At 32.3% G+C, this 18,746-nt stretch carries 19 protein-coding genes; 4 read left to right on the top strand and 15 right to left on the bottom strand.

The genetic code is table 11. From position 1 onward, the window contains the following. Window positions 1–133 precede the first annotated feature (133 nt). Window positions 134–1,033 (top strand): EamA family transporter, encoded by a 900-nt coding sequence (locus tag WBN21_RS01255; protein ID WP_424197497.1) that lies wholly within the window; start codon window positions 134–136, stop codon window positions 1,031–1,033. A 113-nt stretch (window positions 1,034–1,146) separates the two neighbouring features. Here WBN21_RS01255 and WBN21_RS01250 read toward each other — a convergent pair whose 3' ends face one another. The 12 genes from WBN21_RS01250 to WBN21_RS01195 form a co-directional block, all read right to left on the bottom strand. Continuing rightward, complete coding sequence (locus WBN21_RS01250) at window positions 1,147–1,596, bottom strand: KTSC domain-containing protein (RefSeq protein ID WP_424197495.1); 450 nt, start codon at window positions 1,594–1,596, stop codon at window positions 1,147–1,149. A 76-nt stretch (window positions 1,597–1,672) separates the two neighbouring features. Then, window positions 1,673–2,986: a DEAD/DEAH box helicase gene (locus tag WBN21_RS01245; RefSeq protein ID WP_424197494.1), complete on the bottom strand. Its 1,314-nt coding sequence runs from the start codon at window positions 2,984–2,986 to the stop codon at window positions 1,673–1,675. Window positions 2,987–3,071: 85 nt separating this feature from the next. Further along, on the bottom strand, window positions 3,072–3,335 hold the full coding sequence (locus tag WBN21_RS01240; RefSeq protein ID WP_424197493.1) for a cold-shock protein: 264 nt from the start codon (window positions 3,333–3,335) through the stop codon (window positions 3,072–3,074). A gap of 240 nt (window positions 3,336–3,575) precedes the next feature. Further along, entirely contained in the window at window positions 3,576–5,036 is a 1,461-nt protein-coding gene (locus tag WBN21_RS01235) for a T9SS type A sorting domain-containing protein (protein ID WP_424197492.1), read from the bottom strand. Between the two features lie 355 nt (window positions 5,037–5,391). Next, a complete protein-coding gene (locus WBN21_RS01230) occupies window positions 5,392–6,006 on the bottom strand; it encodes a hypothetical protein (protein ID WP_424197491.1) in 615 nt (204 codons plus the stop codon). A 160-nt stretch (window positions 6,007–6,166) separates the two neighbouring features. Continuing rightward, window positions 6,167–7,213 (bottom strand): glycosyltransferase family 9 protein, encoded by a 1,047-nt coding sequence (locus WBN21_RS01225; protein WP_424197490.1) that lies wholly within the window; start codon window positions 7,211–7,213, stop codon window positions 6,167–6,169. A gap of 69 nt (window positions 7,214–7,282) precedes the next feature. Continuing rightward, window positions 7,283–8,095: a DMT family transporter gene (locus WBN21_RS01220; RefSeq protein ID WP_424197496.1), complete on the bottom strand. Its 813-nt coding sequence runs from the start codon at window positions 8,093–8,095 to the stop codon at window positions 7,283–7,285. 16 nt (window positions 8,096–8,111) lie between these two features. Beyond that, entirely contained in the window at window positions 8,112–9,026 is a 915-nt protein-coding gene (locus WBN21_RS01215; RefSeq protein WP_424197489.1) for an EamA family transporter, read from the bottom strand. 48 nt (window positions 9,027–9,074) lie between these two features. Next, window positions 9,075–9,851, bottom strand: a complete 777-nt coding sequence (gene ppk2 / locus WBN21_RS01210) for a polyphosphate kinase 2 (protein ID WP_424197488.1) — start codon at window positions 9,849–9,851, stop codon at window positions 9,075–9,077. Window positions 9,852–9,879: 28 nt separating this feature from the next. Then, window positions 9,880–10,332, bottom strand: coding sequence for a cold-shock protein (locus WBN21_RS01205; protein WP_424197487.1), 453 nt, complete (start codon window positions 10,330–10,332; stop codon window positions 9,880–9,882). Between the two features lie 309 nt (window positions 10,333–10,641). Next, a complete protein-coding gene (locus WBN21_RS01200) occupies window positions 10,642–11,058 on the bottom strand; it encodes a hypothetical protein (protein ID WP_424197486.1) in 417 nt (138 codons plus the stop codon). 144 nt (window positions 11,059–11,202) lie between these two features. Beyond that, complete coding sequence (locus WBN21_RS01195; RefSeq protein ID WP_424197485.1) at window positions 11,203–12,759, bottom strand: DEAD/DEAH box helicase; 1,557 nt, start codon at window positions 12,757–12,759, stop codon at window positions 11,203–11,205. Between the two features lie 243 nt (window positions 12,760–13,002). Between WBN21_RS01195 and mgrA the strand changes: the two genes are divergently transcribed. Continuing rightward, window positions 13,003–14,028 (top strand): L-glyceraldehyde 3-phosphate reductase, encoded by a 1,026-nt coding sequence (gene mgrA, locus WBN21_RS01190; RefSeq protein ID WP_424197484.1) that lies wholly within the window; start codon window positions 13,003–13,005, stop codon window positions 14,026–14,028. On the opposite strand, the gene WBN21_RS01185 is transcribed toward mgrA, so the two are convergent. Beyond that, a complete protein-coding gene (locus tag WBN21_RS01185; RefSeq protein ID WP_424197483.1) occupies window positions 14,018–14,689 on the bottom strand; it encodes a hypothetical protein in 672 nt (223 codons plus the stop codon). The two genes, mgrA and WBN21_RS01185, sit on opposite strands and share 11 nt — an antisense overlap. 245 nt (window positions 14,690–14,934) lie before the next feature. Here WBN21_RS01185 and WBN21_RS01180 point away from each other — a divergent pair, with 245 nt between their 5' ends. After that, entirely contained in the window at window positions 14,935–15,492 is a 558-nt protein-coding gene (locus WBN21_RS01180; RefSeq protein WP_424197482.1) for an ExbD/TolR family protein, read from the top strand. Window positions 15,493–15,563: 71 nt separating this feature from the next. On the opposite strand, the gene WBN21_RS01175 is transcribed toward WBN21_RS01180, so the two are convergent. Both WBN21_RS01175 and WBN21_RS01170 read right to left on the bottom strand, forming a co-directional pair. Then, window positions 15,564–15,974: a 3D domain-containing protein gene (locus WBN21_RS01175; protein ID WP_424197481.1), complete on the bottom strand. Its 411-nt coding sequence runs from the start codon at window positions 15,972–15,974 to the stop codon at window positions 15,564–15,566. 91 nt (window positions 15,975–16,065) lie between these two features. Further along, complete coding sequence (locus WBN21_RS01170) at window positions 16,066–18,069, bottom strand: alpha-ketoacid dehydrogenase subunit alpha/beta (protein ID WP_424197480.1); 2,004 nt, start codon at window positions 18,067–18,069, stop codon at window positions 16,066–16,068. 132 nt (window positions 18,070–18,201) lie between these two features. On the opposite strand from WBN21_RS01170, the gene WBN21_RS01165 reads away from it, so the two are divergent. Then, a partial coding sequence (locus tag WBN21_RS01165; RefSeq protein WP_424197479.1) for an isopenicillin N synthase family dioxygenase occupies window positions 18,202–18,746 on the top strand: 545 nt, incomplete at its 3' end.

Below are 18,746 nucleotides of genomic sequence, written 5' to 3'. Positions count from 1 at the left end.
CAGTTTCAATCAATAAGCGTAGGGTTTGATTATATATTCGTTAGAAAAAATAGTTTTTTCAAAATTATAGAATACATCTATACCGCAATATTTTTGTTTATCCAATGTGAATTCCTATATCTTCGCGCGCATTATGTGGATGTACCTTGGACTTTTAGCGGCTTTATTTTTAGGGTTGCATAATTTATGTAAAAAACATGCCGTGCAGGGTAATGAGGTTTTTCCTGTACTTTTAGGTACCGTTACTACTGGCTTTTTATTTGTTGCTGCGTTTTATTCGTTATCCATGTTTTATCCAGATTATGCCATAGCTAATGGTTATAATTTCCAAAAAATTTCCTGGCAAACGCATGGTTTTATTTTAATAAAATCGGCTATTATGGCTAGCTCTTGGCTTTTAGCATATCAAGCATTGAAGCATTTACCCATTACTATTGTTACGCCAATACGATCTGCTGGGCCGTTTTTTACGTTTATTGGGGCTATTGTAATTTATAACGAGCGTCCTAATTTTAACCAATGGATTGGCTTCTTTTTAATAATTTTTTCGGTGTTTTTATATTCTAAAATTGGTAAAAAAGAAGGCATAAGTTTTAAAAGAAATAAATGGGTGTATGCCATTATAGGTGCTACTTTTTTAGGTGCTTCAAGTGGTTTGTATGATAAATTTTTAATTCAGAGTTTAACTTTAAACCCACAAACACTCCAGTTTTGGTTTTGCTTATATACTATTCTAATTTTATTAGTTATTTTATCTATAACCTGGTTTCCGTTTGCTGAAAAAAGAAAGGCCTTTAAATTCCGATGGTCTATTATTGCTGTTGGTATTTTATTGCAAGCCGCTGATTATTTCTATTTTAAAGCCTTGCAAGATCCCGATGCCTTAATTATGTTACTTTCAGCAATTAAACGTAGTCAAATACTAATTGCTGTAGTTGTGGGCGGACTCATATTTAAAGAACAAAATAAACGAAAGAAATTAGTGCCTTTATTTGGTATTATGGTTGGTGTGTTTTTGCTTTTATATTCTTAAAAACAACAACTTCACCCCTGTTTTTTAAATTAAATGATAATCAAAAAAAAACCCATCAATAACGACGGGGTTTTAATTTTTGAAAACATCAATTTTCAATATTGAAATAAGGTTTACGCGGTTTCCATAGCGCGTTTAACCTTTCTGTAAGTATAATTAGGATAAATAGAACGTTTAGCAAAACGGTTAAGTTTATTACTATTTATCATTTTAATATAAACTGGTTTGGTAACTCCAAAATACTCGTATGTAGTGCCATCAAGAAACGTAATTTCTAACAATAAGCCCTTATGTTGAAAATCGGCAATTCCAGAGTTATTAATAGTTTCAGTATATGCTGGTAAATTAGCTTCAATGGTTTCTGGTGCAATGCTTACCAAAAAGTGATACCCATCAATAATTTTTCTACTATTGAATTCTGCCTCATCTTGCAAAGGGTCTCCGTTTTGAAATTTATCAGGATGCCATTCCTTTACTAAATTACGGTAACTACTTTTTAAAGCCTTTAATTCGACTTTGTTTTCTACTCCAAAGAGTTTTTTGTATTCATTTATGCGCTTCATACCTTGTATTTTGAGCGCGCAAAAGTACATGTAAAAATCAAACCAAATGATTTTAAAAGCAACTAAATTTTAATAACTATAATTTAGTTACTCGAACCTTTTTCTTTTTCAATCTTGAATCATTCAATTTGCTAACTAAATCATTTGCTTTAGCTAGTGGAATAGCCACAAATGCACAATCTTGTTTTAATTCAATAGTGCCTAATTCATCTTTATTAATACCGCCTTGTTTGAAAAATAGACCGGCAATATCACCTTTAGAGATTTTATCTTTTCTGCCTCCAGAAATAAATAAAGTCTCCCAATATTGAGGTTTGTGAGCTGCCTTTTTATCAATATTTATTCCCTTTACATTCTGAATAAAATCAGGTAAAAGTTGGTCTTGCCATTTTAAGATATAGGCCGTTCCTTGCGCATTCATTCTCGCGGTTCTACCATTTCTATGAATAAATTCTTCTTTATGGCGCGGTAGTTCGTAATGTATAATATAATTTAATTCTGGAACGTCTATACCTCTTGCAGCCAAATCTGTGGCTAATAAAATTTGCGATGTGCCATTTCTGAATGTAATTAAAGAACGCTCCCTATCTTTTTGTTCCATGCCACCAGAAAAACATGAATGGCTCACTTTTTTTCGCTTTAAAAAATTGCTTATTACATCAATACTATCTCGTAAATTACAGAAAATAATTCCCTGTTCATTGCCAATGTGTTCAATTAGCTTTAATAAAGTTTCTAGTACGTTTTTATCGCGAGAAATAACGGTTTTAATGGTAAGTTTGGAGGCTACTTTTTCTTTTAAATAATCAATTATTATGGGTTTGTCTAACCTCACAAAACCTGGAACTTTAACACCGTGTGTTGCCGAAGTTAGTATACGTTTATTTATAACTGGCAATTGACCTATTATAGCTTTCATTTCGTCTTCAAATCCATCTTCTAAAGACTTATCAAACTCATCCAATATCAATGTTTTTATGCTTGATTTTGAAAAACGATCAGCCTCAAAATGATCTAGAATTCTTCCAGGAGTCCCTATTAAAATGGCAGGATTGTGCTTAATTTCAATTTTATCTTTAGACATGGGTCTGCCACCATAAACCGCATTCACTTTATAGCCAGAACCCATGGATCGAATAACTTGTTCTATTTGAATAGCTAGTTCTCTGGAAGGCACAATTATTAGCGCCTGAACCTCGGTAGATTCGGGATTTAAAACTTTTAATAACGGTAATGAAAACGCAAGTGTTTTTCCAGTTCCTGTGGGAGATAATAATATGGTATTAGTGGCCTCTTCAATTATTGGAATGGCTTCCTCCTGCATAGGGTTTAATGCCTGAATATTTAATTTGTCTAAAATATCCTGCTGATTTTTAATGTTATTTGCCATTGTAATTATTTTTTTTTAGCCTTTCAAATAATTAATACCAAGTAAAAACAAAAAAAACATCCTTTTACGACGTTTTAAATGTTGCTTACTTTTTGGCTCGAACATTAGTAGCAATTTGGCCTTTTGGGCTTTCTTCGATATTGAAGGTTACTTTGTTTTTATCTCTAATTTTTCCGATTACATTTTTTGTATGCACAAATATTTCTTCACCAGACCCTTTAATGGTTATAAAACCATACCCCTTTTTATAATTGAAAAACTTAACCGTTCCTTCATTTGTTCCCTTTTCCGTTTTAGAACTTGTTTCATTATTGCGGTTAAATAATTTATTAATAAGATTCTTAATCATCTTTACTTTTTTATTAGGCTTAAATAATTCTAAATATTGCCTCTGTTTAATTTGATTGCAAAAATAGGTTAAAAAAAGGGTTTTTGAAAAAGACATTTAATATAGCTTTCAAGGAAGTAATTAATTCTAAAAATAAATCAGCAAAATAATACTATTCCTCCGTGGTAATAGTATCATTTGCTGATTTAAACCTTAAATTTATTATGTTTTAACCATAATAGTTTTAATTGGATAAACTGGCTATTTATTAATTATTCTTTTTATCAATACGCCATTTTCCGATTGGATTTTAAAAATATAAATACCATTTGAAATATTTGAAAGTGGTATTGAATTAAAATTTGAACGGACATCCATAATTTTTTCACCCAAAATGTTGTAAACCTCTACCCCTAAAATTGGAATTTTTGAATCAATAGTTAAAAAATCAGTTGCTGGATTTGGATAAACACGAACAGCATCGGCGAGTAATTTATCCTTAACACTCAATTGGTTGTTATAATCTGAATAATAAAAAATTGTTTTATAAGATTCAACCCAAATATCATTTATATATTCATATTCCAAAAAAGCAATTACCATATTATTAAATGCAAAAAAGGTGTCTTCCGCTGATTCAGCATAGTTAAATGGTCCAATTAAATCGTCTTGAAAACTATAGTCATAGTCAAAAACAAACTTATCTCTAGAATATTCATACCATGTGCCAGAACCCTCAGAATCCTCAATCCATTCATAATAAGAGGCTGTTGTTCGGTTTCCTTCTGAATCATATTTATAATCATCCAAGTAATAATTTTTCCATTCTGAGCCATCCCATGTGAAACCTGTTTCTTTTGTTACTTGAATAATTGAACCACTTAACGTTGTGTACTCATATTCATATTTTGATTCTTTAACCCAATCATCTTCTTCTGAATCATAATAGTATACGGTTTCAATATAAGGCGATCCCCAAGAATATTCAGATTTTGAGTATTGCTCCATTTGACTTGAACTAAAACTATAATTGTAGTTAATTTCATAATCTAATAATCCGTTTGAATAAAAATATTCATCTTGATGTATTTCTACCCATTCATTTGTATCCCAAATTGATTCGACTTCTAATATTACAAATGTGTTAGAATTGTCATAGGTAAAATCATATTTTAAGGTTTTGACCCATTCGGTATCCTCCCTACTAAAAGTTTCTTCAAGGATTAATCTATGAGGATTACTAGAATCATCAATGTATGTGTATTCGGTTTTACTGTCTAAAACCCAAACATTTGGTGAGGTTTGAACGGATCTTATCTCTAAAATTACATTGCCATAATCATCGAAATCATATTCAATGTTTATATAATCCTCCCAATTATTGGTGTCAGTATCCCAAAAAGAAATAAACCCTGTATCCACATGTTCACCATCATAAATGAAACTCTGTTTTAAATCATTTCTCCAAATGTTATAATCATCGTCCCACTCTTTGTTTACAACGCTGTCTAAGGTTTTTTTATCGTCAGCAGTTGATTTAGTATAATTAACCTTGTTGGTGCTAAATTTAAAATCTTTAACCTTTTTTTGAAGTTTACTTGAAGATTTAAAAATTTTGAAGTTCTGTAAGTTTTCTAACTCTTGTTCATTTTGTTTTGTTATTTGCCCAATAACAGGATTTGAAACAAGAATAATTAGCAGTAAAGTAATAATTCGTTTCATAATTTACTTATTTAGTTTATAAAAAAATTTGTCCTATAATTTTAAAATAAATAAGAGGGTTACACAATGATATCCATCATTTATGGAACAATTTTTTATGAAAATAAAAGTGTAAAAAAAATGAAGTTTTTAATTATAAATAATTGAAAAATAGTGCATAAAAAAAGCTCTCGATATAAGAGAGCTTTATTAAATTCTTAATTAAGGAATGTTTCTTTTTAGCGATTTAGAATCAATTACTTTATGTTTCATTCTAAAATTAAGATTGCAAATTTATAGCTTTGAAATAGATTTTAAAGCAAAATATTTAACTTATTTTATTAGAAATAATTATAGCAGTAATTGGCTTATAATTTTAGTAGGTCTCCGTTTCTTCTTTTCCAAGAACAATGTCTCTTTTAGCTTCAAACAAACCTTCTTTTTTATTGAGTTTCAAAATTCTATTTGGGTTTGTTTCTTCAACCTTTGTGCGGCATTTACCAGTTAATAGTGGGTCATCATCAAAAAGAAATGTTTCAATTTTATATTCTGGTTTATTAGGTTCTTTTATAATAGGAAGAATTTGTTGCAACTCATTACTATATAGATATTTCCCTGGAATAAACGTATAAAAAGTGTATTTGCCATCAGCATCAGTTTTTATCCAACCTCTATGATGAATATAGCGTTTTTTGTTTTGTCTTTTTAGTTCGAAATCACCGTTTTCATTAGTTTGATGAATAAATAACATCACATTTTTTGCTGGAGTAAGTCCATCACTTTCATAAATGGTTCCTGTTATTTTTAGTTTTTGAGATTGTGAAACATAATCAGGAATGGTATCAACGTTATTAAGTTGCTTTTCCGAGTAATCGTAAATAGGACTGCGCTTTTTGAAGTTTGCTGAACTAAAATCAGCTTCTTGGGCTTGAAGTGCGTTTAAGCCAATAAACATAATGGCTAAACTAAGTAGGGTCATTAATTTTTTCATTTGGGGAGTTTTTTAATTCCCTCAAAATTAATTAACTAGACTACTTTTTAAACAATAAACTCGATTGAACCCTGATTATTTTCGATTAATAGATGAAATACATGCCATTTAAAGAGGTATCTTTTTTTTGGCAGTATTAATATTTACTACTTAAAATACACTATTTAAGAATATTACTTATTGCCTTAATCCAATCATCCATACTAGTTTTGTCCGTATGAAGCGCCACGCTCCCATTTCCATACGGCCCATAAATGTTTGGGTTGGTAACCGAAAAGAATCCAACACAAGGCGTTAAAGAAGCGCTTGCTAAGTGCATAACGCCATTGTCCGCAGCAATAAAAATACTTGTGTTATGAATTATGGCTCCCATTTCTCTCAGGTCTTTGCTATAAAAATGAGGTGCTTGAAAGTTAATTTTCGAAATGTTCTCAATAGGAAGCATTTCAATAATATTATGGTTTGGGTATTCTGTTTTTAATCGGCTATAAAAAGTTTCCCACCATGCTTCAGAATAACATTTATCTCCCGTAGCATTCGTATAAATACAAATTGTTTTTTTATCGTTTTTTATAATCCCATTTAGAATGTTTTTCCCGTTGGCTATTTCTGCTTCATTAAGCTTTATGTCTAAAACAGGAATACTTTTGTTCTCATTGGATAATCCTAATTTAGCCAAGTAATTACGTAAATTATAAATAGGATATTTCGAAATATGCTCGTGGTCTGTATAAGTCGATTGGATGGCTTCATTCACATCACCAAAAACCTTAATTTTTGCTTTTGACATTTGAGTTAACAAGCGACCCGAAGATGAGTTTTTGTCGCCATTAATAACCAAATCGTACGATTTCTGCTTTATAGAAATCCAACTTTTAGCATATTGAAACAAGTTATTGAAAGGCTTTTTAGGGAGTTTAATAATGTTGTTTATTTCCTTATAGTTTTCAAAAACGGGATGTGCAACACCACCTTTTACAAATAAATCGATTTCACAATTTGAGAACAAATTAATAACCTCTTGAACTAGTGGTGTTAGTAATAATTGATTTCCTAAACGATGGTTCGGTCTAATAATTAAAACCCGCTTTATATCAGAAAAATTAATTTCACCCTTTTTAGGTTCAGAATAAGCACTACCAATGTTTTTGGTAATACTGCGCATTATTTTTCTTCTATAAATATTAACTTTGGTTTTGAAAGACATTAAATAAGGTTTTCATTATCAATTTGGGCGAAATTACAAATTATAACCCTTTTATAATTCTAAGAATAACTATTTTTTACCTTTATAAAGGGCGTTTAAAACTAATCCGCAAATTATCATGGCAATACCTAAAAGGCTATAAAGGGTATAAATTTCGCTAAACAATAGCACGCCTAATAATAATGTAAATATCACTTCTAAATATTTTAAAGGCGCCACTTGGTTCGTAGCAGCAATCTGGAAGGCTTTTGTCATATAAACTTGCCCGAAATAACCAAATAAACCCAAACCTAAAAGCATAGGCCATTGTAAACCAACTGGGTTAACCCAATTACCAATAGATAATAAACCACCCAATATAGTAGAAATAACCATAAAATAGTTAACCACAACCACAGGGTGATCGCCTTTACCAATTTTGCTAATTACAATATAAACGAGACCACTAAAAATGGCTGATATAAAAATTAATATGAGTCCGTAAACATCTAAATCAGCATCAAAACCCTTTAAAACAATAACACCTGCAAAAGCCATGATGAAGAATAACCATTGAAAAGGTTTTATTTTTTCCTTTAAGAAGAAAATAGCAAAAACGGCAGCAAATATGGGTGCCATATAGCGTAATGAAACTGCCGTCCCAATAGGTAAATATTTGGTGGACATAAAGAATAAAGTCATTGAAATAACACCTACTAACCCTCTTAAAACCAACAACTTCCTATTATTGCCAAGAATGGGAATTTTATTTTTAAATAGATATCCAAAGGTAAAAAACAACGAACTTACAGATCTGAAAAACACGATTTGAAAGGCACCAATATCTGTTAAATGTTTTACTATCGCATTCATACAAGCAAACGCTAATGTGCTTATAAGCATGAATTTTATGGCTTGTTTAACGTCCAATACTTCTAGGTTTAAAAACGCGTTTGGTATTTATAAAATACACACCGGTTAGTAAAATTGCAGCTGCAAAAATAGATTGTAAAGAAATAAACTCATCCAATATCCACCAGCCTAAAATTAAAGCAATAATAGGGTTAACATAAGTTGATGTTGCTACTTTTTCAGGCGAAACTTCCTTTAAAAGAAAGTTAAACGCCGTAAAAGCAACGATACTACCAAATAAAATTAGACCTAACATAGACCATTGCACATCTGGCCGCCAGGTGTTTGGTAACGACCACGGTTCATTCAAACACAAACTAACAATACCAAGCATGATGCCTCCAGTAAGCATTTGGTAACCTGTATTTACAAAATGATTTTTTGGTAATTCTGCCTTACCAACAAAAATGCTCGCATAAGCCCAACAAAGCATGCAGAAAAAAATAAGTACCATGCCTAAAATCTGCCCTTCTTTATTGATAATTTCATTCTGACTTACCAATAAAAAAATCCCAATAAAGCCTAAAACTACGCCAATGTAAGACATCGCTTTAATTTTTTTTCCATGTAAAAACCGCATCATAATAAGCACTACCAAAGGTTGCGATGAAATTTCTAAAGCTGCAAAACCACTATCAATGTATTTTAGCGCTAAAACCGCCAAGCCATTACCTAAAGTTAAAAACAGTAAGCCCGCAACACTAGTATTTATAAGCTGTCTTTTTTTTATAGCAAGGCTAATACCCAATGATTTTGCAATAATAAAAATGATAACACTTGCAACCAGAAATCGGACAGAAGCTAGAAAAAATGGAGGTAATTGTGAAACCGCAATTTTGTTAAGCATATAGGTAGCTCCCCAAATAACATACACAGCAAAAAACGCAAGTAAAATTAAAATGGTTTTTTTTGGTAATGCCATAATCAAAGGTAAAGTAAAAATGCGAAGTAAATGCGGTAGAAAATAGGTTTATTTAGCTAAACATGCTTTAAGACTTTTGGCATCAAAAACCTCAGAAACAATAGTTTTATCAAGCTCTAAACGTTCTCCAGTATCACCTTTTTTGTCATAATTAAGCCTATTAACAACATACCTAATAACCTCTTTTCTGGCCACGTCTCTTTCGTTTCCATTTATAACAATCCAAGGTGCATTTGGTTTGCCTGTTTTTTTAAACATGGCTTCCTTATATTTGGTAAAGTCTTCCCATTTAGATTGAGCTTCCACATCCACACTACTCAATTTCCATTGTTTTAGCGGATTGTGAACACGTTCTTCCAAACGCCTTTTTTGCTCTTCTGCGTTAATAGAGAACCAAAACTTGAAAAGATGAATCCCATCTTCAACAAGTAATTGTTCTAACTGAACCACTTGATTATTAAATAAATTGTATTGCTTATTATTACAAAATCCCATAACCGGCTCAACTACCGATCGATTATACCAACTACGGTCAAACAAAACCATTTCACCAGGACCAGGCAAATGTTCAATGTACCGTTGGAAGTACCATTGGCCACTTTCCTTTTCAGTAGGTTTTGAAAGTGCTACAACTTTAAAAAGACGCGGATTTAAAAACCGAATAAAACGCATAATAGCACCACCTTTACCTGCCGTATCCCTACCTTCAAATAAAATAAGTACACGCTGGTTGGTAGCCTTAATGTGTTGTTGTAGTCTAACTAATTCTGTTTGTAGATTTATGTATTCTTCATCCTCTTCAAGCGTATGAAATCTTAAGGACATAAAAAAAATAGGGTATTAATTGAAAAAATTAAATCTTTTTTACTCTAACCGCATTCATACCCTTTTGCCCACGTTCAAGCTCGTAAGTTACTTTGTCGTTTTCCTCAATATCATCAAGTAAACCACTAACATGCACAAAATATTTCTCTTGGTTTATACTATCTAAAATAAAACCAAAACCTTTAGAATGGTCAAAGAACGATACTTTTCCTTCTTTGTTTGCTGGCTCCTCTTCTTCTCTATCCTCTTTCTTCGGGATCCCTAACTCAATACTCTCTGCCTCAACCTTTTCGCGCATAGCTGGGTCTGGCGGTGTATCCGTTAAATTGCCATTAAAATCAACATAAGCAAACTGAATTCCTTGTGGGTTTTCTTTAGCTTCAGCTTTTCTAGCCTCTTTCTTCTTTTGCTTTTCCTCTCTCTTCTTTAAGCGTTTTTTTTCTTTTTCAATTTTGTTAAATGTAACTTGCGATTTTGCCATAGTTTAGTACTCCTACTGGGTTTTATTTGGATTATTTGACCGTAAAGATACGCCTTATTTTCATCATGTTAAAATAAACAACTCAATATTAGTTTTTAGGTAAAATATTAACCTAAAAGACGTTAAAATAAGTATTTGGGCGCCTGCCTGCCGGCAGGCAGGTTACCACAAGGGTCGGGCTTTCACTACTCGCTTCCTCCTATCGTCGGCGAGCTCAAACAGACCGTTCAATCCCTAACGCAAGTGTTTGTTAGTTTTATACTTATAGATTATATTAAAATGAATTAAGTTGCAATAAAAATCACATTCTTAATTAGTACGATGAAGCGTAATAGAATTGTCAGGACTAAAATCAATAGGTCTAGTTTCATTAAAATTACTAGCAATTATCATAACATCTTCCTCTTGAAATTTAGCTATTAAAAGCATACTCATTTGTTCTTTTGTTTCCAACAACGTTAATATTAAATCAATTTGAATAGGTTTTTCGTCAAAATTGACAGAATAAGTCATAGAGCCTTTTTTACCATTCATCTCAAATTCTTTGCCACCAACGATTTTCCCTTCTATTTCAGACGTTGCGAATCCCTCATCATCAAAAGTCATGTAACCAATCTGGTTTTTTTCATCTTCACCTTTCCATTTTCCAACAATATTTTTCTCAACTTTACTTGAGTTATACGAAAGCAATGGAATAAGAATAAGCAATACTATTATTTTTCTCATGAAATATTAATTTTGTTTCCTTTAATCAATGGTCTAATCAACTATTTTAACAAATTTAGCAGAATATTTCTACAAATTCAAATAAACAACTATAAGCCATTAGTAATATAACAGCTTAAAACTCAAAAAAATAGTTACGAAATACTAATCCTCTGGCGGAAACCCATGAATCTGTTCAAAAACTTCATCGAAATTAGAGCGCAAATAAGAATTTAATTTCTTCTTATAATCCCCTTTTAGCCATTCCACAAAGTTGTAGGTACTTTTACTAATACATTTTGTGTAGCGTTGTATTCTAAAATCGATATCGTCACCAAGTTGTTTGGCTAAGGCTAGCGCATCATAAACATCTTCGCTGTTTTCAATACAAATTTTACCGTGTTGCTCTATCGAGCGCTCTAAAACTACTTTTGATGATTCGCCATTTCTGATAGAATCAACATAGGTTTTTTGAATATCGAAATGTACATCTTCAGATTTTGCAAATTCTGCACGTAAGGCATCAGGCATTTCATATCTAAAATTGCTTTCTAATTCATCATCACTTAAAATAGAATCTAAATAATACGTTGGCGATTTAAATATACGTTGCCAATCTAAACCATCGCCCCAAGGCCCAAACCTATGGAAGTTGTTACCTAAATCGATAACTGAAAACGTTTTTTTATCTTTTAAAATACGCGATCCACGACCAATCATTTGGTAGTAAAGCGTTAACGATTTTGTTGCTCTGTTTAAAATAATGGTATCAACCGTGGGCTCATCAAATCCAGTTGTTAATATACTTACAGAACTTAAAATAGCATCAGGTGTTTTCTTGAACCACTTTAAAATCATGGCACGTTCCTTTTTGGTATTTGTGTTATCTAAATGTGCTACTGGATAACCGGCTCTCCTAAAAGTATCATACACGTGTAATGACGTATTAATTCCATTATTAAAAATTAATGTCTTTTTACCTTTTGCGCGTTCTTCATAAGCTTGTATTAGCTTGGATAACATATCGTTATCTGTGTATAAGTCTTCTGATGATTTCACCGTGTAATCACCATTTGCACCAACAACTAAAGAGGTTAAGCCTACGTTATAAGTAAACATTTCAGCACGTGCTAAAAAGCCATTTTCAATAAGCGATTCTATACTTTCACCAACAATTAATTCATCGTAATTATCCGTCATTGGTAATTCAATACTCGAACTTAAAGGTGTTGCCGTCACTCCTAAAATAAACGATTGACTAAAAAATTTGAATAATTTTGTAAAGGAATTATAGTGTGCCTCATCAATAATAACTAATCCAATATCAGAAATGTCAAGTTTATCATCGTTTAATCTGTTATTCAAAGTTTCAACCATGGCAACAAAACAGCTATAATCTGCTTGATCACTTAAATCGGCCTTACTATCTACAACTTTGTTATGTACACCAAATTCTGTAAGCATGTTTGATGTTTGCTTACATAACTCAATTCGGTGAGTCATTACCAACACCTTCTTTTTGTGATTTTTTAAATACTGCCTAACTATTTCTGAAAAAATAACGGTTTTACCGCCACCAGTTGGTAATTGGTATAATAAGTGGTAATCATCTGGTGATTCCTCAAAAGCTGTAAAAATTTTATCGATCGCTCCCTTTTGGTAACTGTATAAACTTTTACCTTCTGCTCTTTCTTCTAATTCTAATTCTGCTTTTGTGGACATACTTTACATTTTGCAACGTGCAAAAATAACACCTTTAAAGGGTTTCTTAATCATGATTACCGTGAAATTATTCAACTAAATATTAACAGTTTTAAAAAAATTAATGTTTACTAAATAAATCATTATAAAAATAAATATTTAACCTCCTGAATAACAATACTTTTGAATATGATAAAATAGAATTCTAAAATATTATAATTGAATTAAAATGAATTTATAAATTTGTTTACTTAAATTGATAACATGAAAAGCAAAAACAAATCTGAAGAAACTAAATATATAGCCAAAGAAGCTAGATATGAAAATATGACTTACAAACGTTCCGGGAAAAGTGGTGTGCTTTTACCTGCTATTTCTATTGGGTTATGGCATAATTTCGGGTTTGTTGATGATATTAATAATGGCAGGTCTATTTTAAGAACGGCTTTCGATTTAGGGATAACTCATTTTGATTTAGCAAATAATTACGGACCGCCTCCAGGGTCGGCAGAAACCAATTTTGGAACTATTTTTAAACAAGATTTTAAACCTTACAGAGACGAATTATTTATAGCCACAAAAGCAGGATATGGCATGTGGCCAGGACCTTATGGTGATTTTGGTTCAAGGAAATTTTTAATTTCTAGCCTTGACCAAAGTTTAAAGCGCATGGGATTAGATTATGTGGATATTTTCTATCATCACAGACCAGATCCAAATACGCCTCTTGAAGAAACTATGGGTGCTCTGGCTGATATTGTGCGTCAAGGAAAAGCCTTATATGCTGGTATTTCAAATTATGGACCAGAAGAAACCAAAAAAGCGGCTAAACTTTTAATGGAATTAAAAGTGCCTTTTATTTTGAATCAGGTGCGCTATTCTATGTTCGATCGTTGGGTTGAAGATGGGCTTTTAGATACTTTAGAAGTAAATGGTGTGGGTTGTATTGCCTTTTCCCCACTTGCGCAAGGTATGTTGACGGATAGATATTTAAAAGGGATTCCTGAAAACTCTAGAGCAGGAAATGAGTCTGTATTTTTAAATGCTGAAACAGTAAATGCTAATATTAATAAGATTCAAAGGCTGAATACTATTGCTGAAAAACGCGGACAAAAATTATCGCAAATGGCAATTGCGTGGATATTAAGACAACCGCAAGTGGCTTCGGTTTTAGTTGGTGCAAGTTCTTCTAATCAACTAAAAGAAAATGTAAAAGCTTTGGATTGTTTAGATTTTTCTGAACAGGAGTTGACTTTGATTGAGGGAATAATTAGGCAATCTATTCCTTAACAATTATTAAAGTCACTCTAACGCCAGCAGCTAACGCCCAAACTTTACGCGAAATAATCTTTGTTTTATCATCAACAACTTTGTATTCGGCAGTATTTGGTCCGTAAAAACCAGTATTTATAGCATAAAAATCTATTTTATTTATGCCTTCCACTAAGTCCAATTTTAAACCACTATAACTTTGATTTAAATAAATGTCTGACCTGATAATTTCGTCATTTACATAAATACGCAATAAATCGCCATCAACCTCAGAATAATCTCTTACCAAAATATGAACATATTCAGAAGTTGTTTTATAATCACCCCAAAAAGCATCTTCTTTCAAACCAGAATTTAAACCATGTCCTTCAGGTAATAATTCCTTTTCCTTTTTTTCTAGTTTTTTTGAATACAATTCCCCTGGATTTCCAAATTCTTCTTCTGGATACATTGAAAAATCCTTTTTAGGCGCATCAAGATTTGGAGCCACTTTTGGTCTATTCATTCCAAAAGCATTCTCATTTTCTATAGGTTTTGATGGTGTTAATGGACTTATATCTGGTGTATCCTTTTTGCTCTCTTCAACAGGAATAGCAACAGATTTCTCTTTACTATCTAATTGTGCTTGAGTAGATAGCGAGAATGTTAGTAGAAAAAGTAAGATTACATAAGGTTTCATCAATCTGATATAATTTTAATTTGGATTGAGGTCGTTTAATTGTTCAAATATATTTCTTTCTATTAAAAACAACCTCGTTAATCCTATTATTTAATAATGGTTTAACAAATATTGTTCCTAAAATAAAAAATATCACTAAAAGGTTGATGAAATTTCATTTTTTAAATTTTTCTGTCATTAAGCATTTACAATCTCGGTACTGTTTTTGAGAGTTAATCAACACATTAACATATAAATCTATAATTATGAGAAACTCAAAATTAGTACCTGAAGTAAATGCAGGGTCTATGGCAGACATCGCATTTTTATTACTCATTTTCTTTTTAGTAACTGCTACCATATCTTCCGATGAAGGTATTAATAGACTGCTTCCCAGAGATTGCCCTCCTGGAATGGATTGCACAAGTGATGTGAATGAACGCAATATATTACGAATTGTAATTAATAATAGCGATGAAGTCATGATGGAAAATGACATTATTCCTTTGGCAAATTTAAAAGATCTCACCAAATCGTTTTTAGATAATAATGGCGACGAAAGTTGCAATTATTGCCATGGTTTTCAGGATGCAAAATCTTCTGATAATCCTAAAAAAGCGATTGTTTCATTGCAAAATGGGCAACAAACATCCTATAAAACCTATGTTGCTGTTCAAAATGAAATAACAAAAGCCTATTACGAATTGCGTCAATCCTATAGTTTAAACGTTATTGGAAAAGCTTCTGATCGGTTAACAAGTACGGAAGAGAAACAAGCTAGAGACGCCTATCCGTTTATACTTTCGGAAGCAGAAACTAAATAATTAATTTTTAAATGATTGAGCTATTTTGGCGGCAAACTTAATGGCTCAATTATTTTTAATTTAAGAAAAAATTAATCCTTTGGAACGCCAAACTCAATACAAACACGCTTTCTTCCCCACTTTTTTGCGGCTTTTACATCTACACCCATATAAACATCAATGCGCTTTTCCCATTTAGAGTGCATCTTATCTTTTACTAAATAAATGCCTTCTAAACCTTCAATTCTAACTGGTGTATTGCGCTTTAATCCGAGTCGTCGTAAATCTCTGGAAACAGCAATATATTTTAAACCTGGTTTTAAACTATCGCCAAAAGCAGTAATATGTGGATCTGAATCTGTTTGATATTCTAAAGAGTTATAGGCGGTTGAAGTGACATGCATGGAATCCCAAATATAGTTCTCTGCTAATTTTTCATCTGCATTTTTACAGTTGAAAAGCATTAAAACAAATAGAAATAGTAGATTTTTCAAAACATACATTTTTTAGCTTCTTAAATATAAGAATAAATAAAACAATGCCTGATTAAGCTTTATAACTGCCTTTAAGATTAGGGCATTTAAATATTGACCATTAGTAGGCTAAAAGCGCTTTCAAGTCTGCTTCAAATCTATTTTTAGGAAGATATTGTTGTTCCAATTGACTGGCAAAAGGAATGGGTGTTTCCATACTAGCTACACGTTTAACCGGCGCATCCAGATATTTGAAACAATGCTCCATAATACCTGCTGAAATATCGCTTGCAATACCACCAAAAAGCGAATCTTCTTGAAGAATAATGGCTTTTCCTGTTTTTTTAACGGAATTATAAATGGTGTCAACATCCAATGGTTGAAGCGTTCGTAAATCGATCACATCGGCTGAAATATCAGGATTGTTATCCAAAGTTTCTAAAACCCAATGAATTGCAGCGCCATAAGAAATGATGGTAATATCTTTTCCGGTTCTTAAAACGGATGCCTTACCAAAAGGCAAGGTGTAATAATCAACAGGAACTTCTTGACGAATACTTCTGTACAAGCCTTTATGCTCAAAAAATAACACCGGATTAGGGTCGTTAATAGCGGTATTCAACAAGCCTTTTGCATCATAAGGAAAGGCTGGATAAACCACTTTTAAACCCGGAGTTTTTGTAAACCACGCCTCGTTTGTTTGTGAATGAAACGGCCCTGCAGCCACGCCACCACCACAGGGCATTCTTATTACGACATCGGCATTTTGGCTCCATCTGTAAAAGGATTTTGCCAAATAATTCACCACAGGATTAAAACCAGAACTTACAAAGTCTGCAAATTGCATTTCAACAACACTTTTAATTCCAGCAATGGATAATCCCATAGCCGCTTCCACAATTGCCGATTCACAAATAGGCGTATTTCTAATACGGTCTTTTCCAAATTGCTCTACAAAACCTTCTGTAATTTTAAATGCGCCACCATATTCAGCAATATCTTGACCCATGATTACTAAATCGGAATGGTGTTGCATGCTTTGTTTTAAACCATCAGAAATAGCGTCAATAAATCGAATTTCTTTTAACTCTGAATTTGTATCAACATGCTGATATTTAAATACTTGGTATACATCATTTAATTCTTCAGTTTCATTTGGAGTAATATCTTCTTCGGCGAAAGCGACTTCTAAATGCTCATTAATTTCATGTACAATAGCTTCCTTAATCGTAACTTCATCAGCTTCACTAATCACATTATTTTCTTTTAAAAAAGCCTGAAAATTTATTAGTGGATCTTTTTCTGCCCAAGTATCCATTAGGTCCTGCGGCACATATTTTGTACCACTAGCCTCTTCATGCCCACGCATTCTAAACGTTTTAAATTCCAATAAAATAGGTCTCGGGTTTTTTCGAATGGATTCTGCTAACTCAGAAACCTTCGTGTAAACTTCAACAATATTATTACCATCAATTATGTGCGATTCCATGCCGTAACCCAAACCTCTATCAGCAATATTTTCGCATCGATACTGCTCATTTGTTGGTGTTGACAAGCCATAGCCATTGTTTTCCACACAAAACAAAACTGGTAATTGCCAAACGGATGCGACATTTAATGCTTCGTGAAAATCGCCTTCGCTGGTAGCGCCTTCACCTGTAAATACAGCTGTAACTTGATTTTTGTTATTTAATTTAGAAGCTAATGCTATGCCATCTGCCACACCTAATTGTGGTCCTAAATGCGAAATCATACCCACAATTTTATATTGCTGTGTTCCAAAATGAAAAGACCTGTCTCGTCCTTTTGTAAACCCCGAAGCTTTGCCTTGCCATTGGCTAAATAGCCTGTATAATGGAATATTTCTAGTCGTAAAAACTCCCAAATTTCTATGCATTGGCAAAATATATTCGTCCCTTTGCATGGCCATGGTGACACCAACTGAAATAGCTTCTTGACCGATACCAGAAAACCACTTACTAATTTTACCTTGACGCAATAAAATAAGCATTTTCTCTTCTATCAGCCTAGATTTTAATACATTCCGATACAATGAAAGTAATGTTGCTTCATCTAAAGTTCCAATTAAATATTTTATACTGGATAAAGAATTTGATAGGTTCATAAAAAAATGCTTGTTTCACTATCAAATATACTATAATTAGTCTTTATTTATTAAAAAATTGAGCATATCACAGTATTAATAACTTTGAATGTTTTCGTACATTTGTGTTACTTGCAATTAAAAATTAAGATTATGAAAACGATACCAAGTGTTAATTTAAAAGATTTTCTTTCGGATGATCCTGTTAGAAAACAAAACTTTGTTGATGCCATTGGGAAGGCTTACGAAGAAATTGGTTTTGTGGCCCTTAAAGGTCATTTTTTAGATGATGCTTTAGTAGATAATTTGTATAAAGAAGTTAAAAACTTTTTTAGTTTACCAACAGAAACTAAACGGAAATATGAAATTCCAGGTATTGGTGGACAACGTGGCTATGTATCCTTTGGAAAAGAAAGCGCAAAAGGTAAAAAAGAAGGCGATTTAAAGGAGTTTTGGCATTTTGGACAGTATGTTGAAAATAACGACGCACTTAAAGCTGAATATCCTGAAAATGTTATGGTTAATGAACTTGCTGATTTTAATAAAACAGGCAAAGAAACCTATAGAATGCTTGAAAAAACGGCCAAGTATGTTTTGCGTGCTTTAGCGTTGCATTTAGGATTGCAAGAAACGTATTTTGATAATTACATCCATAACGGAAATTCAATTTTAAGACCTATCCACTACCCGCCTATAAC

The sequence above is a fragment of the Algibacter sp. genome, assembly GCF_049667265.1.
Classification (GTDB): domain Bacteria; phylum Bacteroidota; class Bacteroidia; order Flavobacteriales; family Flavobacteriaceae; genus Algibacter_B.
This window is presented reverse-complemented; position numbering and strand designations above follow the sequence as displayed.

Coding starts and splice junctions, on each gene's coding strand:
- WBN21_RS01200 (WP_424197486.1), bottom strand. CDS start 11,058: ATGAGAAAAATAATAGTATTGCTTATTCTTATTCCATTGCTTTCGTAT.
- WBN21_RS01185 (WP_424197483.1), bottom strand. CDS start 14,689: ATGAAACCTTATGTAATCTTACTTTTTCTACTAACATTCTCGCTATCT.
- WBN21_RS01225 (WP_424197490.1), bottom strand. CDS start 7,213: ATGTCTTTCAAAACCAAAGTTAATATTTATAGAAGAAAAATAATGCGC.
- WBN21_RS01175 (WP_424197481.1), bottom strand. CDS start 15,974: ATGTATGTTTTGAAAAATCTACTATTTCTATTTGTTTTAATGCTTTTC.
- WBN21_RS01240 (WP_424197493.1), bottom strand. CDS start 3,335: ATGATTAAGAATCTTATTAATAAATTATTTAACCGCAATAATGAAACA.
- WBN21_RS01250 (WP_424197495.1), bottom strand. CDS start 1,596: ATGAAGCGCATAAATGAATACAAAAAACTCTTTGGAGTAGAAAACAAA.
- WBN21_RS01215 (WP_424197489.1), bottom strand. CDS start 9,026: ATGGCATTACCAAAAAAAACCATTTTAATTTTACTTGCGTTTTTTGCT.
- WBN21_RS01235 (WP_424197492.1), bottom strand. CDS start 5,036: ATGAAACGAATTATTACTTTACTGCTAATTATTCTTGTTTCAAATCCT.
- WBN21_RS01255 (WP_424197497.1), top strand. CDS start 134: ATGTGGATGTACCTTGGACTTTTAGCGGCTTTATTTTTAGGGTTGCAT.
- WBN21_RS01170 (WP_424197480.1), bottom strand. CDS start 18,069: ATGAACCTATCAAATTCTTTATCCAGTATAAAATATTTAATTGGAACT.
- WBN21_RS01180 (WP_424197482.1), top strand. CDS start 14,935: ATGAGAAACTCAAAATTAGTACCTGAAGTAAATGCAGGGTCTATGGCA.
- ppk2 (WP_424197488.1), bottom strand. CDS start 9,851: ATGTCCTTAAGATTTCATACGCTTGAAGAGGATGAAGAATACATAAAT.
- WBN21_RS01220 (WP_424197496.1), bottom strand. CDS start 8,095: ATGCTTATAAGCACATTAGCGTTTGCTTGTATGAATGCGATAGTAAAA.
- WBN21_RS01205 (WP_424197487.1), bottom strand. CDS start 10,332: ATGGCAAAATCGCAAGTTACATTTAACAAAATTGAAAAAGAAAAAAAA.
- WBN21_RS01195 (WP_424197485.1), bottom strand. CDS start 12,759: ATGTCCACAAAAGCAGAATTAGAATTAGAAGAAAGAGCAGAAGGTAAA.
- WBN21_RS01230 (WP_424197491.1), bottom strand. CDS start 6,006: ATGAAAAAATTAATGACCCTACTTAGTTTAGCCATTATGTTTATTGGC.
- mgrA (WP_424197484.1), top strand. CDS start 13,003: ATGAAAAGCAAAAACAAATCTGAAGAAACTAAATATATAGCCAAAGAA.
- WBN21_RS01245 (WP_424197494.1), bottom strand. CDS start 2,986: ATGGCAAATAACATTAAAAATCAGCAGGATATTTTAGACAAATTAAAT.